10 protein-coding genes, 1 pseudogene and 1 riboswitch are annotated in these 12,214 nt (G+C 74.3%); of the genes and pseudogenes, 4 read left to right on the top strand and 7 right to left on the bottom strand.

Features of this window, described 5'->3' with window-relative positions; all coding sequences use genetic code 11:
* Positions 1 to 229 precede the first annotated feature (229 nt).
* Positions 230 to 1,954 carry a LuxR C-terminal-related transcriptional regulator gene (locus ACIGYR_RS03400; RefSeq protein ID WP_399602498.1) on the bottom strand — a complete coding sequence of 575 codons (1,725 nt, stop codon included), beginning with the start codon at positions 1,952 to 1,954 and terminating at the stop codon, positions 230 to 232.
* Between the two features lie 86 nt (positions 1,955 to 2,040).
* On the opposite strand from ACIGYR_RS03400, the pseudogene ACIGYR_RS03395 reads away from it, so the two are divergent.
* Positions 2,041 to 2,400 (top strand): annotated as a pseudogene (locus ACIGYR_RS03395) (hypothetical protein); the annotation flags it as partial.
* A gap of 124 nt (positions 2,401 to 2,524) precedes the next feature.
* Here ACIGYR_RS03395 and ACIGYR_RS03390 read toward each other — a convergent pair.
* From ACIGYR_RS03390 to ACIGYR_RS03365, 6 genes are all read right to left on the bottom strand, one after another.
* Positions 2,525 to 3,901, bottom strand: a complete 1,377-nt coding sequence (locus tag ACIGYR_RS03390) for an NtaA/DmoA family FMN-dependent monooxygenase (RefSeq protein WP_399602495.1) — start codon at positions 3,899 to 3,901, stop codon at positions 2,525 to 2,527.
* A 20-nt stretch (positions 3,902 to 3,921) separates the two neighbouring features.
* Positions 3,922 to 5,127, bottom strand: coding sequence for an LLM class flavin-dependent oxidoreductase (locus tag ACIGYR_RS03385; RefSeq protein ID WP_399602493.1), 1,206 nt, complete (start codon positions 5,125 to 5,127; stop codon positions 3,922 to 3,924).
* Between the two features lie 172 nt (positions 5,128 to 5,299).
* Positions 5,300 to 6,319, bottom strand: a complete 1,020-nt coding sequence (locus ACIGYR_RS03380) for a transporter substrate-binding domain-containing protein (RefSeq protein ID WP_399602491.1) — start codon at positions 6,317 to 6,319, stop codon at positions 5,300 to 5,302.
* 103 nt (positions 6,320 to 6,422) lie between these two features.
* Positions 6,423 to 7,406 carry an amino acid ABC transporter permease gene (locus ACIGYR_RS03375; RefSeq protein WP_399602489.1) on the bottom strand — a complete coding sequence of 328 codons (984 nt, stop codon included), beginning with the start codon at positions 7,404 to 7,406 and terminating at the stop codon, positions 6,423 to 6,425.
* Positions 7,407 to 7,753: 347 nt separating this feature from the next.
* Positions 7,754 to 7,864, bottom strand: a riboswitch (SAM riboswitch).
* A gap of 78 nt (positions 7,865 to 7,942) precedes the next feature.
* On the bottom strand, positions 7,943 to 8,830 hold the full coding sequence (locus ACIGYR_RS03370; protein ID WP_399602487.1) for a glutathione S-transferase C-terminal domain-containing protein: 888 nt from the start codon (positions 8,828 to 8,830) through the stop codon (positions 7,943 to 7,945).
* Positions 8,831 to 8,909: 79 nt separating this feature from the next.
* Complete coding sequence (locus ACIGYR_RS03365; protein ID WP_391838182.1) at positions 8,910 to 9,032, bottom strand: putative leader peptide; 123 nt, start codon at positions 9,030 to 9,032, stop codon at positions 8,910 to 8,912.
* A gap of 188 nt (positions 9,033 to 9,220) precedes the next feature.
* Between ACIGYR_RS03365 and ACIGYR_RS03360 the strand changes: the two genes are divergently transcribed.
* From ACIGYR_RS03360 to ACIGYR_RS03350, 3 genes are read left to right on the top strand one after another with little or no spacing between them, the layout of a single operon-like run.
* Entirely contained in the window at positions 9,221 to 10,381 is a 1,161-nt protein-coding gene (locus ACIGYR_RS03360) for an NAD(P)/FAD-dependent oxidoreductase (RefSeq protein WP_399602483.1), read from the top strand.
* Positions 10,378 to 10,680, top strand: coding sequence for a (2Fe-2S)-binding protein (locus tag ACIGYR_RS03355; RefSeq protein WP_391838184.1), 303 nt, complete (start codon positions 10,378 to 10,380; stop codon positions 10,678 to 10,680). Before ACIGYR_RS03360 ends, ACIGYR_RS03355 begins: the two co-directional genes overlap by 4 nt.
* The gene (locus ACIGYR_RS03350) at positions 10,673 to 12,196 is read left to right on the top strand and encodes an NAD(P)/FAD-dependent oxidoreductase (protein ID WP_399602479.1); all 1,524 of its coding nucleotides are present in this window, start codon (positions 10,673 to 10,675) and stop codon (positions 12,194 to 12,196) included. Before ACIGYR_RS03355 ends, ACIGYR_RS03350 begins: the two co-directional genes overlap by 8 nt.
* Positions 12,197 to 12,214 lie beyond the last annotated feature (18 nt).

The raw sequence follows: 12,214 nt of genomic DNA, 5'->3' as shown, positions 1-12,214 counted from the left end.
CAGCCCCACCGGGACCGGCGCGAGCGGTCACGACGCGCCCGAACCCAAGCCCGCGCCCGAACCCAGCCCGTGCCCGCGCCCGAACCCAAGCCCGCGCCCGCGCCCGCGCCCGCACTCAGGCCGGCGCCGGGGCCCGCACTCACGCCCAGGCCCGTACTCACGTCCACGTCCCCGCCGCCCCCGCACTCACGCCGTGCCCGGGAGCGGGAGCGGGTCTGCGGGGGCTCTCCTACGCCGTCGCCCTCTCCGGCGCGTCCATCAGCGCCGGCAACGCCCCGCGGTCCCCCGTGCCGAGGCGCGTGTACGCGCTGTACAGGTGATTGCCGACCGTCCGCACCGACAGCGTCAGTCTCTCGGCGATCTCCCGATTGCTCAGCCCGGCGGCCGCCAGGGTGACGACCTGCTGCTGCCGGGCGGTGAGGTCACCGAGGACGAGGCCGGCCAGGGCCGGCGTACGGGCACCGGCACACCGCCGGGCGAGCGCCAGTGCCCGGGCACGAGAACGCCGCGCGGCCCGTGGATCACGATGCGCGCGCACGGCCTGCGCACGTGCCTCCGCCGCGTACAGCAGGAACCCCCGCTCGGCCAGCGCCTCCGCGGCCCGGTCCAGCGCGGCCCCGTCACCGCGGGCCAGCGCGTCCGCGTGCCGGGCGAGCACACTCCCGGCCGGCAACCGCCCCACCGCCCGCTCGGGCGCGCCGAGGCGTACGGCCGCGTAGACCGCGTGGACGTCGTCCGGATCACCGCCGTCCCCCGGCCGGCCTTCCGAAAGCCGCAGTTCCGCATGGCACCCGGTGTCCGACGGAGTCTCCCGCAGCCCCTCCCGGGCCCATGCCGCGGCCTCCCGCAGCTCACCGCGCAGACGGGCGAACCGGGCACGGATCCCGGCGTATCCGGCCGGCAGCGGGAGGCCCTCCGCCACCAGCCACTCCCCCACCGGCGTCGGCAGGGGCCGGACGTCCAGCTGCGCCATCCGCCGTAGCAGGGTGCGCTGTTCGGCGGCGAGCGCGGGGCCATGCGCGTCGGCGGCACGGGCCGGCCGACGGGTGCGCAGCCGGCCGGCGGTGGCCCGCAACGCGGCGCCGTGCAGGGGGTGGGCGAGGGTGACGCCGCCCTGGTCGCCGACGTGGATCAGTCGGTGCGCCTCCAGGCGTTCGAGGACGTCCGGTTCCAGTTCGTCCAGCGGCACCGGCAGGGGCTCGGCGAAGGCGAGGCGCTCGAGGGTGGCCCGTTCGCCGGGGCCGGACCGCTCCAGGGCGGGGGCGAGCCGTTCCCGGACGGCCGGGGTGACCGGCAGCGGGCCTCGCCAGGCCCGTTCGCCGGTGCCGGGGACGGGCGACAGCCGGCCTGATCCGGCGAGCGCGGCCACCAGGTCGCGCAGCAGCCGCAGATCGCCCCGGCACGCCTGGTGCAGCCGGCGCACGGTCAGCGGTTCCAGGCCGGCGCCGGCGAGCAGCCGGGCGGTGTCCTCACGGGGTAGCGGTTCGAGCGCGAGCCGGGGCAGCAGCTCCCCGGTCCACAGCCGGGACACGGCGGCGGGCGCGGGCCCGTCGTCCGTCGCGGTCACGATCAGGCGGGTGCGCCCGTGCACGGCCAGCTGGTGCACCAGGGCGGCGGAGGTCTCGTCCAGCAGCTGGGCGTCGTCCACGACGAGGACCCGCACGCCGGACAGCGTCCGGACCGCGCGGGGCAGCGACACGGTGTCGGGGAGCAGGTGCGCGAACGCCGCGAGGGGCAGGTCCCGGGCCTCGGGGGTACCGGTCACCCGGGCGTGGTCGCTGCCCCGGGCCGCCTCCGTGATCAGCCGGGTCTTGCCGTGGCCCGCCGGGCCGGTCACCGCGATGCCGGGCCGGCCCGCGGTCAGCGCACCGCGCACCAGCTCCAGTTCGTTCGTCCGGCCGGTGAACGGCCAGGGGAGTTCCGGGGCCGTCGCGTCCTGCTCGTCAGTCCTCACATCGTTCAGAGCGCGCGTACTCAGTTCTGATACAGGCTGACTTGAGTAGTCCTCGACTCAGGCGTCCGGCACGGCGGGCGGGCACCCTGGGGGACAAGGAGTTCGTGCTCCGCTGGTATCCGCCGGCGGCGCCCTCCGGTCCGGCCGGGCTGCCGCCCTTCCGCTCCGCGCCGCTCGGGCTCGGGCCGGTTGAGCAGGCGGACTTCGCCGTGGAACCGCCGGAGACCCGCGAGTACACCGTGGGTGCCTTCGGCGACGCGGACACCGTGCTGGTGGTCTTCGAGGAGCGCGACGGGGTGCCGCGTTTCCTCGCGGGCCACGACGACGGCGGCACGCCGGACAACGCCGCCGTGCGGGTCCGGCTCGTCAGGGGCCGGCGTTATGCCGTCCGGGTCCGCCTGTACTCCACGTGGGGGTCGGGAGAGACGGCGGTCATGTGCTGGTGACGGCACACGGACGGCAGGGAGCCACAGTCCTGCGCCGGGGGAACGGGCGCGGACGTCACCCACGGGGGAGGTGACGTCCGCGTCCACACCGGTGCTCCGGCGGCCGGCCCCCAGGGGGGACACGTCACGAGGCCGCCCGTGCGGCGGGGGTGCCGGCGTCGGGGTGGGCGAGACCCAGGTGGTCGCGCAGGGTCGTGCCCTCGTAGTCGGTGCGGAAGACGCCCTGTTCCTGGAGCAGCGGGACCACCTTGTCGGCGAACGGGTCGAGCCCGCCGGGGGTGATGTGCGGGACGAGGATGAAGCCGTCGGCGGCGTCGGCCTGCACGAAGTCGTTGAGGGCCCGCGCGACGGTGGCCGGGGAGCCGATGAAGGACTGCCGGTTGCCGGTGTTGATGACCAGGTCGCGGATGGACCACTTGTTGGCCTCGGCGAGCTGCCGCCACTCACGGGCGACGGCGACCGGGTCGCGGTACATCCGCACCTGGGCGCGGCCCCGGGACATGTGCTCCTCGCCGACCACCGGGTCGACGTCGGGCAGCGGGCCCTCCGGGTCGTACGCCGACAGGTCCCGGTTCCACACGAATTCCAGGTGCTTGACGGCGGTGGCGCCGCTGACCTGGCGGCGGCGGATCTCGTGGGCGAGTTCGGCGGCCTCCTGGTCGGTGTCGCCGAGGACGAACGTCGCGGAGGGCAGGATGAGCAGCTGGTCGGGGCGGCGGCCGTACTTGGCGAGGCGGGACTTGACGTCCGTGTAGAAGGCCCGGCCCTCCTTCAGGGTGGAGTACCGGCTGAAGATGGCGTCGGCGTCGGCGGCGGCGAACTCGCGGCCCTCGTCGGAGTCGCCCGCCTGGAAGATGACGGGGCGGCCCTGCGGGGAGCGGGGGACGTCGAACCGGCCGTGGATGTCGAAGTGGTGCCCTTGGTGGACGAAGGCGCCGGCCTTGGCGTCCCGGAGGAAGGTGCCGGTGGCCTGGTCGGCGAGTATCTCGTCGCCGCGCCAGGAGTCGAACAGTTCGTGCGCGGTGGTGAGGAACTCCTTGGCGCGGGAGTAGCGCTCGTCCTGTGGCAGGAAGCCGCCGCGCCGGAAGTTCTCGCCGGTGAAGGCGTCCCAGGAGGTGACGACGTTCCACGCGGACCGGCCGCCGGAGAGGTGGTCGAGGCTGGCGAACTGGCGGGCCACCTCGTACGGCTCGTTGAACGTGGAGTTGATGGTTCCGGTCAGGCCGAGCCGGTCGGTGACGGCGGCCAGCGCGGCCAGCACGGTGAAGGTGTCGGGGCGGCCGACCACGTCCAGGTCGTAGATGGCGCCGCCCTGTTCGCGCAGCCGGAGCCCCTCGGCGAGGAACAGGAAGTCGAACTTGGCGCGTTCGGCGGTCCGGGCGAAGTGTGCGAAGGAGCTGAACTCGATGTGGCTGCCGGCGGCCGGGTCGCTCCAGACGGTGGTGTTGTTGACGCCGGGGAAGTGGGCGGCCAGGTGGATCTGCTTCAGCGGCTTGCTCATGGTGGTGCGGTCCTCCTGGCTCAGACGGCGGCGGTGTAGCGGTTGGCGGGGCGGGTGAGGCCGAGGAGGCCGCGCAGGGTGCCGGACTCGTAGGTGTCCCGGAAGCGGCGGCGCCGCCGCAGCTCGGGCACCAGGTCCCGGGTGATCCGGGGCAGGTCGTGGCCGGCGACGGCGGGCCGCAGCCGGAAGCCGGTCAGCCCGCCGGCCGCCAGTTCCTCCAGCAGGTCGGCGAGTTGGGCGGCCGTACCGGCGAAGATCCGGGCGTCGCTGGTGTACGGCGCGCCGGCGAGCGTGTCGAGCCGGCCGCGGCGGGCCTCCGCCTCGTCATGGCTGTCGTCGAGGAGGACGACGAGGTCACCGAAGACGTGGAGGGTCTCGTCGGCGCGGCCCGCCGCCTCCTGCTCGGCGCGGATCTCGGCGACGATCGCGCGGGCCTGTGCCGCGTCGTGCGGGGTGACGTAGCCGACGTCGGCCTGGCGGGCCACGAGCCGGTAGGGGACGGTCCGGTGCGCGAGGGCGGTGACCAGGGGCTGGCCCTGGGGCGGCCGGGGGGTGATGGAGGGGCCCTTGACGCTGAAGAAGCGTCCTTCGAAGTCGATGTAGTGCAGCTTGTGCCGGTCGATGAAGCGGCCGGTGGCCGCGTCCCGGATCTCGGCGTCGTCCTCCCAGCTGTCCCAGAGCCGGCGTACGACTTCCACGTGGTCGGCGGCCTCGTCGAACAGCTCGGCGAGCAGTTCCCGCGCGGCCGGGCCGTCGAAGGAGTCGATCGGTCGGATGGTGCGGCGGCCGAAGTGCGCGGCCTCGTCGGTGCGGGCGGAGATCCGGACGCGTACGCCCGCGCGGCCGGCGCTGATGTGGTCGAGGGTGGCGATCGCCTTGGAGATGTGGAACGGCTCGGTGTGCGTGGTCACCACGGTCGGGATCAGACCTATGTGCCGGGTGAGCGGGGCGACGCGGGAGGCGATGAGGACCGCGTCGAGCCGGCCGCGGACCTGGTCGGTGCGCTCGTCGGGTGCCAGGGGCAGGGAGGACTGGGGGCCGAGGCCGTCCTCGAGGGTGACGAAGTCGAGCAGGCCGCGTTCGGCCTCGGTGATCAGGTCGGCCCAGTAGCCGGCGGTGAACAGGTCCCGGGGGCGGGCGACCGGTTCGCGCCAGGACGCGGGGTGCCAGCCGGTGCCGTCCAGGGCGACGGCGAGATGCAGGTGTGCGGAGGGGGTCGGTGACACGTCGGTGCCTTCCTTGAGGTCCGTACGAGGAGTACGAGGAACACCGGCTCGCGGGAGCGGGCGACCGCCGGGTCAGGCGGCGTCGGCCGGCGGCGGGCGCGGCAGGAGGTGACCTGGGCCGGGGCGGGGCCGGGCAGGACGCAGAGTGAACCCGGCCGGCTCGGACAGCAGGTCAGGAGTTGTCCAGTGGCAGACCGGGCGGGTTGATCTTCGATGTGGCCACGGCCTCGTCGGAGAGGTTGTAGGCGGCGAGCCACTTGGCGTACTGCCCGTGCCCGATCAGGTAGTTGACGGCGTCCGCGAGGGGTCCGGCGAGCCCGCTGTCCTTCTTGGCGGTGGCGGCGATCAGGCCCTGGAGCGTCGCGCCGGCGCCGGAGAAGCTGCCCGCGCTGCGGGTGGGGGCAGGCGTGTGCGCGGTCTGCCGGGCACGGTAGGCGACCCCGGGGTTGGGGCCGAAGAAGGCGTCGATCTTTCCGCTGTTCAGCGCCAGGTTGATGGCGTTCTGGTCCGGGAAGTACTTGACGGTGAGTTTCTTGCCCTCCTTGGCCAGCTTGGCTTTCCACACCAGCAGGATCTTCTCCTGGTTGGTGCCGGAGCCCACGGAGACCGTCCGGCCGGCGAGGTTCTCGTAGTCGCCGTCGAAGTTCCAGGTGCTCTTCTTCAGCACCTCGAAGGCCAGATTGTCCTTGCGGTAGGAGGCGAAATCGTACTTCTTCTTGCGTTCCTCGGTGTCGGTGACGTTGGAGAAGGCGACGTCGACCTTGCCGCTGTCGAGGCCGACGAAGAGGTTCTCCCAGGTGGAGTTCCGGATCTCGGGTTCGAGGCCGAGGACCGCGGCCACCAGGCGGCCGAGGTCGGGCTCGGAGCCGGTGAGGGTGTGCTGGTCGCTGCCGACGAAGTTCAGCGGCGCGGATCCCGAGGGCAGGGCACCGACGCCGATGACGAGCTTGCCGCTCCTGCGGACGGAGGCGGGCAGTCGGGCGCTGATGGACTTGACTTCGGAGACCTTCAGCTCGGTCTCCCGCGCGGCCCCGTTGGACTGCCGTCCCACGGTCACCGTGCCGGCCGGACCGGTGGTGGTGGCGGCGTCGCTGTCTCCTCCGCAGGCGGCGAGCCCGCCGGCGAGGGAGAGGGTCACGGTCGCCGCGGTGAGGCCGCGTATCAGGCTGCGCCGGGAGAACTGGCTGGGCATGGCTGTCCTTGTCGTTCGGGGAGTTTCACTGTGGACGGGGCAACGGGCGGACGGTCGCATCACTTCGCCGGGTGCGGGGCCGGGCACCGGGGCCGGCTCGTGGTCATACGGCGGCTTCCCTGCGCAGCCGGGCCCGCAGCTCGGTCAGCCCGGCCCGGGCCTTCTGCAGCGGGGTCGGCGGCAGGGCGCGGGTGGCACCCCGGGCGTAGTACCGCTCGACGTAGAACTGGACGACGGACACGGCGCTGGTGAGGATCAGGTACCAGACGGTGGCGACCAGCAGCAGGGGCACGATGTCACCGGGGTAGGTGTTGCCCATCGACTGGACCGTGCCGAACAGGTCGAGCAGGGACACGTAGAACACCAGGGACGTGCTCTTGATCAGGCCGATCAGCTGGTTGACGTAGTTGGGCGTGATGGACCTCAGGGCCTGCGGGAGGACGATCCTGCGGAACTGGCGGGCTCGGGGCAGGCCGAGGGCGGCTGCCGCCTCGTGCTGCCCCTGGTCGACGGAGAGTATGCCGCCGCGGACCACCTCGGCCGCGTACGCCGCCTCGTTGAGGCTGAGGCCGACGACGGCGATCGCCGTGTCGGTGGCCAGCTTGGACTCGTCGAAACTGACGAAGGCCGGTCCGAACGGCACGCCGAGGCTCAACGTCCGGTAGAGGGCGCTGAAGTTGTAGAGGAAGATCAGCACCACGATCAGCGGGACGGAGCGGAACAGCCAGGTGTAGGTCCAGCTGACCGCGCGCAGTACCGGGCTCCTGGAGAGCCGGCCGAGTGCCAGCAGGACGCCGCCGACGAGCCCGAGGACGGCGCTGAGCGCGGTGACCTCGAGGGTGACGAGGAGGCCGTCGAGAACGGCCGGGCGCAGGAACCAGTAGCCGAAGCGGCCCCACTGGTAGAAGGGGTTCGTGACCAGTCCGTGCAGGATCTGCGCGACGAGCACGAGGACGACGGCGGTGGTGATCCACCGACCGGGTCGACGCACCGGCCGCACTCGGGCAGCGGACTCTGATTTTGCCACTGTGCCGGTCGGTGGGGGCGCGTCGGCGAGGGAGACGGCGGCGCCTGCGGGTTCACTCATGAGGGGCTCCGGCGGAGTCGGACACCCCGGGGCCGCGAACGAGCGGACGTGGGCCAGGACGGCGCTGTGAGGCGGCGCACGGACCGGCGCGGAACCGGGGGCTGGGCGGACAACGGCACACCGGGCGGAGGGTGCGCGGCGGGAACGCGGGGCTGAGCGGAGAGGTCAGCCCTGGCGGCGGGCAGAGCCCGGCGCGGTACACAGTGCGCTGTTCACGCGGAGCAGATCGACGGCGCGGTCGGTGACGAGCCGACCGGCGTGCGACGGTACGCGGCCCTGGGGGCGGCTCGCGGCCGTCCTGGGAGCTGCGTCCATGGCGTCACCTGTCACTGTCCGGCCCCCTGGGGGGCTCGCGCTTACCGAGAACGTCGTCCGGTCCGGTCGTCACCTGGGGCACCCCACCGCGATGCGAGGGTTGCCGGTCAGCGAGCCAGGGCCTGTCGCTGACACTCATGACCGTTCTTGAGCCGTAAGTAAGGCAGTTGACCGTTCGAATGTCAACGGCCGTCCGCCCAGCGGACTTCGAAGGACCGCTCTCACCTGCGGGAAGTGTCCGAGGCGTCCGCGGCATGGCGCGCCCAGTCCAGGATCTGGACAGCGGCTCCGGCGGCCTCCAGCCCCTGGCAGCGACCGTGGTGGCGGCGGTTGATGCCGTCGAGGTCGAGATGGCGGCCGAAGGCGGGGTGCCCGGCCAGCCGGCGGGCGTAGGCCCACAGCGCGCGGTGGCCGGCGATGCGGTGGACGGCGGCGGCGTCGAGATGGCAGCGGTGGACGGTGTCGAGCTGCACCAGGGACACCCACAGCTCGATGTCGGCGGCCGTGAGCCGGTCGTCGGCCAGGTACTCCTCCCCGCTCAGCCGCCGCTCCAGCCGGCCCAGGGTGTCCAGCAGCACATCGAGCGCGGCGGCCCGCTCGGCCGGGTCGGCACCGGCCCGGCCGGCGCGCTGGGCGGCCTCCTCGATGCCCTCGGCGCACATCCGCCGGACCGCCTCGATCACGGACTGGAGGCCGCCGGGATACAGGCGGGCGTGGCCGCCGTGCCGGAACTGGTCCAGGTCGCACAGGATGTCGGGGGCATGGGTGCTGACGATGCGTCCGGACCAGTCGTCGCTGAGGACGGGCGCGAGCGCCGGGCCGGTGTAGTGGTGGGCGCTCGCCTCGTACAGCGGGCGCAGCGCCGCGTGGCCACCGCCGGGACAGTCCGGTGTGGCGGGCAGGAGGACGACCGGACAGTGGCCGTCCAGGCCGAGCAGGCTGTGGCCGACGGCGAGGCGCAGTCCGTCGGGGCACGCGGTCGACAGGTGGAGCCGGTAGCGGTGCGGCACCGCGTAGTGGCCGCTGCGCGCGTCCCGGCCGATCCGGCCCCGGAAGACGGGGACGGGACGGCGGGCGGACGGGACGGCGGCGAGCGGAGTGCTGGACATGCGTCTCCCCGGGGTGTGGGCGTGCGGACGGGTGATCCGGCGCGGTCGTGGCCGGTCGAAGGAGGGCGCGGGGCCCGCTTCAGCGGCTGCGGCTGATCGCGCTGCAGACGCGCTGGAGGTCGATGTGGCGGCGGGAGGTGAGCAGGGGTGCGCGCAACGGCGTCCGGCGCGTGGGGCCGGTGCCCGTTCCGAGGCGCGTCATGATTCCCTACCTGTTCACTAGGATTCCCTTCCCTGGAGTGTCGATCCGGCTCCGTACGACGTCAAGGGGGCGTCCACGCCTGGGACTCCGGGCCGGCCGCAGGGACGGTGCAACCAGGCGCGCGACGGGTCCTCCCGGAACCGCGCGGGGTCTCCTCAGCGAGAGAAACATGTGACATAGTACTGCCCGTGGCGAAGCGACTGACCTGCGATGTCGTGGTCGTCGGAGCCGGGATGGTGGGTGCGGCCTGTGCGCTGTACGCCGCCCGGACCGGCCTCGACGTGAGGGTGGTGGACCGGGGCCCGGTGGCGGGCGGCACCACCGGGGCGGGCGAGGGCAACCTGCTCGTCTCCGACAAGGAACCCGGACCGGAGCTGGAACTCGCCTTGTTGTCGGCCCGGTTGTGGGCCGGTCTGGCCGATGAGCTGGGCACCGCGATCGAGTACGAGCCCAAGGGCGGTCTCGTGGTCGCCTCCACCCCCGCCACCCTGGCCGCGCTGCGGGACTTCGCCGCGGGCCAGCGCGGGGCCGGCGTCCTGGCCGTACCGGTCGACGCGGACCGGCTGCCCTGCCTGGAACCGCACTTGGCACCGGGCATGGCGGGCGGAGTGCACTATCCGCAGGACGCCCAGGTCATGCCCGCGCTCGCCGCCGCCCGGCTGCTTTGCGCCTCCGGGGCCCCGCTGCACATGGGCCACACCGTGACGGGCGTACTGCGTGCGGCGGACGGCACGGTGTACGGCGTACGCACCGACCGGGGCGACATCCACGCGCCGGCGGTGGTGAACGCGGCCGGCACCTGGGGCGGTGACCTGGCGGCACTCGCCGGCGTCCGGCTGCCGGTACTCCCCCGGCGCGGCTTCGTCCTGGTCACCGAGCCGTTGCCGCGGATGGTCCGGCACAAGGTGTACGCCGCGGACTATGTGGCCGACGTGGCCAGCGACTCGGCCGCTTTGCGCACCTCGCCGGTCGTGGAGGGCACGGCCGCGGGACCGGTGCTGGTCGGCGCCACCCGGGAGCGGGTGGGCTTCGACCGCTCGCTCTCGCTGCCCGCCGTACGGGCGCTCGCCGCCGGGGCGATCGGGCTGTTCCCGTTCCTGGAGCGGGTCCGCGCGCTGCGCGCGTACGCGGGCTTCCGGCCGTATCTGCCCGACCACCTGCCGGCGATCGGCGCCGACCCGCGGGCGCCCGGCCTGTTCCACGCCTGCGGGCACGAGGGGGCGGGCATCGGACTCGCCCCCGGCACCGGGCAGTTGATCGCGCAGGCGCTCACCGGGAAGACACCGGAGCTGGACCCCACGCCGTTCCGGCCGGAGCGGTTCGACACCGATGGAGGCGACGAACGGTGAATCCGATGGAGTTGACCCGGGCCCGGCCGGGCGCGGCCCGCACCGTCACCTTCGACGGCCGTCCCCTCGAGGTGCTGCCGGGCCAGACGGTGGCGGCGGCGCTCTGGGCGGCGGGCGTGACGGCATGGCGCAGCACCCGGGGCGCCGGCCGGCCCCGCGGGGTGTTCTGCGGCATCGGGGTGTGCTTCGACTGCCTGGTGACCGTCAACGGCGCCCCGAACCAACGGGCTTGCCTGGTGCCGGTGCGCCCCGGTGACGTGATCCGCACGCAGGAGGGGACGGGCCGGGACGATGACTGAGCGACCGCGCCTCGCCGTCGTCGGCGCGGGCCCGGCCGGCCTCGCCGCGGCCCTGGCGGCAGCCGCACGAGGCGTCCAGGTCACCCTCGTCGACGCCGCCGACCAGGCGGGCGGCCAGTTCTACCGGCAGCCTGCCGCCGCCCTCGGCGCGCTGCGGCCCCAGGCACTGCACCACCAGTGGCGCACCTGGGAACGGCTGCGGACCGGCCTCGACCGGCATCGCGCGGCCGGCCGCCTCACCCACCTGACCGCTCATCATGTCTGGTGCGTGACCCGGGACCCGGGCTCCGGAACGTTCGGCGTGCACGCCCTGCGCGGGCCCGCCCAGGAGGAGAGCGCCACCGTCCGGGCAGACGCCGTGCTGCTCGCCACCGGCGGGTACGAACGGGTGCTGCCCTTCCCGGGCTGGACCCTGCCGGGGGTCGTCACGGCGGGCGGCGCGCAGGCCATGCTCAAGGGCGGCCTGGTGCTGCCCGGGCGGACGGCCGTGGTCGCCGGGAGCGGGCCGCTGCTGCTGCCGGTGGCGACGGGGCTCGCCGCGGCCGGTGCACAGGTCGCCGCCCTGGTCGAGTCCGCCGACCCCGCCACGCTGCTGCGCCGGGCGCCCGCGCTGGCGCTCCAGCCGGGCAAACTCGCCGAAGGCGCCGGATACGCGGCCCGGTTGCTGCGACACGGTGTGCGCACCCTGACCCGGCACACCGTCGTGGCGGCGCACGGCACCGACCGGCTGGAGGCGGTCACGGTGGCCGCGCTCGACCGGGAGGGACGCCTGCGACCGGGCGGCGGCCGCCGGATCCGCTGCGACACCCTCGCCGTGGGCCACGGCATGCTGCCGCACACCGACCTCGCCGAGAGCCTCGGCTGCACCCTGTCCGGCACCGCCGTACGGGTCGACGACGAGCAGCGCACCGACGTGTCCGGCGTCTGGGCCGCCGGGGAGGCCACCGGCGTCGGCGGTGCGGCGCTCGCGCTCGCCGAGGGGCACATCGCCGGGCGCTCGGCCGCCGCCCGGCTGCACGGCAGCGCACCCGACCCACGCCACTGGGCCACCGCCGCCCGGGCCAGGACCCGGCTGCGGGAGTTCGCCGCGGTTCTCGACGCGGTGTACGAGCCGCCGGCGGGCTGGGCGGGCCGGGTGCCGGACGACACCGTGGTGTGCCGCTGCGAGGAGGTCACCGCCGGCGAGGTGCGCGGTGCCGTGGACCCGCTCGGCGCCGGGGACCTGCGCACCGTGAAACTCCTGTCCCGGGCCGGGATGGGCTGGTGCCAGGGCCGGATGTGCGCGCCCGCGGTGGCGGGCCTGACCGGTTGCCCGCTCACCGCCGGCCGGAGGCCGTTCGCCCGGCCGGTACCGCTCGGCGTCCTGGCCGGCCTGCCGGACACGGACGCCGGCCTGCCCGAGACGGACGCCGGTCCCCCGGGCACGGACGCCGGCCCGGCCGAATCGGACGTCGGCCCCCATGAAGCGAACGTCGGCCTGCCCGAAGCGCACGTCGACCTGCCGGAAGCCGACTGAACCCGGGAGTGGATCCCC

Origin of the sequence: Streptomyces sp. NPDC053076, from assembly GCF_044546845.1 — a bacterium.
Classification (GTDB): domain Bacteria; phylum Actinomycetota; class Actinomycetes; order Streptomycetales; family Streptomycetaceae; genus Streptomyces.
This window is presented reverse-complemented; position numbering and strand designations above follow the sequence as displayed.

Excerpts from the sequence above, each read along its gene's own strand:
- ACIGYR_RS03390 (WP_399602495.1), bottom strand. The coding sequence starts at position 3,901 with ATGAGCAAGCCGCTGAAGCAGATCCACCTGGCCGCCCACTTCCCCGGC.
- ACIGYR_RS03375 (WP_399602489.1), bottom strand. The coding sequence starts at position 7,406 with ATGAGTGAACCCGCAGGCGCCGCCGTCTCCCTCGCCGACGCGCCCCCA.
- ACIGYR_RS03365 (WP_391838182.1), bottom strand. The coding sequence starts at position 9,032 with ATGACGCGCCTCGGAACGGGCACCGGCCCCACGCGCCGGACGCCGTTG.
- ACIGYR_RS03350 (WP_399602479.1), top strand. The coding sequence starts at position 10,673 with ATGACTGAGCGACCGCGCCTCGCCGTCGTCGGCGCGGGCCCGGCCGGC.
- ACIGYR_RS03380 (WP_399602491.1), bottom strand. The coding sequence starts at position 6,319 with ATGCCCAGCCAGTTCTCCCGGCGCAGCCTGATACGCGGCCTCACCGCG.
- ACIGYR_RS03370 (WP_399602487.1), bottom strand. The coding sequence starts at position 8,830 with ATGTCCAGCACTCCGCTCGCCGCCGTCCCGTCCGCCCGCCGTCCCGTC.